At 67.7% G+C, this 1,513-nt stretch carries 3 protein-coding genes and 1 pseudogene; all 4 read left to right on the forward strand.

Going from position 1 to position 1,513, the window contains the following annotated elements:
* Positions 1-151: pseudogene (locus tag A5625_RS29345) on the forward strand (DUF779 domain-containing protein); the annotation flags it as partial.
* A 19-nt stretch (positions 152-170) separates the two neighbouring features.
* Complete coding sequence (locus tag A5625_RS24315; RefSeq protein WP_197516216.1) at positions 171-449, forward strand: putative holin; 279 nt, start codon at positions 171-173, stop codon at positions 447-449.
* The gene (locus tag A5625_RS24320; protein ID WP_067000254.1) at positions 442-1,029 is read left to right on the forward strand and encodes a hypothetical protein; all 588 of its coding nucleotides are present in this window, start codon (positions 442-444) and stop codon (positions 1,027-1,029) included. The genes A5625_RS24315 and A5625_RS24320 overlap by 8 nt, the downstream gene beginning before the upstream one ends.
* 49 nt (positions 1,030-1,078) lie before the next feature.
* The coding region (locus tag A5625_RS24325) for an FAD-dependent oxidoreductase (protein WP_156748521.1) at positions 1,079-1,513 on the forward strand (435 nt) is incomplete at its 3' end.

The following is a 1,513-nucleotide window of genomic DNA, read 5'->3' on the forward strand; positions in this document are numbered from 1 at the left end:
CCGCGGCCGGGTGTTCACCGAGGAAGAACAGGCATCGCTGACCGTCGCGGCGGTGATCACCGGCGCCGACTATGAGCGTGGCGAGCGCCCCGCGACGCGGGGTTCGGTGGTGGCCGACGCGGCATCGGCGACGTGCCCCCCGCACCGGTAACCGCAGTACAGTCGAGAAAGTGATCCCCCTTCCGCGACCCTGGCTGTTGGCCAGCGCCATGCTGATCGGCAGTGCGGTCGGGCTTTTGGCCGCGGTGGCGTGCAGGCTGGTCGTCCACGCCAGCGTCCGCCCGGAAATCGCCATCGCATCGATGGTCGGGATTCTCAGCGTGATCGGGCTGACGATGATCCTGTTCTCGGGACGTCGCTGGGTGACGATGCTGGGCGCGTTCATCCTGTCGGTGGCGCCGGGCTGGTTCGGGATGCTCGTCGCGTTGCGGGTGGCCGCCGGTGGCTGAGGACAAGGACGCCTCGAGTCCGGGTACCGAGGCGTTCGTCCCGGACTTCTCGGATGGCGAGGACGACGCGGAGAACACCGGCACCCAGTCATGGGTCCCCGACTTCGACGACGACACCGGCGAGCACCGCGCAGCGGCCGGGCCCCAATCCGGCATCGGTGACACCCAGGACGCGGCGGCGACACCCACACCGGGCGCCGGCGAGGAGCCGCTCGAGGCCGTCGGCCCGGTGCAATCGGTCACCGTTCCCGGCCGGTACCTCTACATCAAGTGGTGGAAGTTGGTGTCGCTGCTCTTCGGCGCGTGGGCCGCGGCGGCCGTGGTCGGGCTGGGCCTGTTCTATTGGTGGTACCACTCGATCGACAAGACGCCGGCGCTGTTCGTGGTCCTGGTCTACGTGGTGGTGTGCATCGTCGGCGGGGTGATGCTGGCGATGACCCACGGCAGGGCGCTGGTCTCGGCGCTCTCGGTGGCGATCATGTCCGGACCGTTCGCGGCGCTGGTCGCCGCGGCGCCCCTGTACGGCTATTACCACTGCGAGCGAGTGGGGCACTGTCTGGTCGGCGTCATTCCGTACTGACGCCTCGCCCGGACGGCCACCGGGGGGCATGGCCCACTAGGGTGGGCTCGTGACTTCTCACTATGACGTCGTCGTCCTCGGGGCCGGTCCCGGCGGATATGTCGCAGCCATTCGTGCCGCACAGCTGGGCTTGAACACCGCGGTCGTCGAACCGAAGTACTGGGGCGGAGTCTGCCTCAACGTCGGTTGCATCCCGTCCAAGGCGCTGCTGCGCAACGCCGAACTGGCCCACATCTTCACCAAAGAGGCCAAGACTTTCGGCATCAGTGGCGAGGCCAGCTTCGACTACGGCGTCGCCTTCGATCGCAGCCGCAAAGTGGCCGAGGGCCGCGTCGCCGGCGTGCATTTCCTGATGAAGAAGAACAAGATCACCGAGATCCACGGGTACGGCCGGTTCACCGATGCGAACACCATTTCGGTGGAGCTCAACGACGGTGGGACCGAGACGGTCACGTTCGACAACGCCATCATCGCCACCGGCAGC

It is taken from the genome of Mycobacterium sp. 1465703.0, assembly GCF_001672975.1.
In the GTDB taxonomy this organism is placed as follows: domain Bacteria; phylum Actinomycetota; class Actinomycetes; order Mycobacteriales; family Mycobacteriaceae; genus Mycobacterium.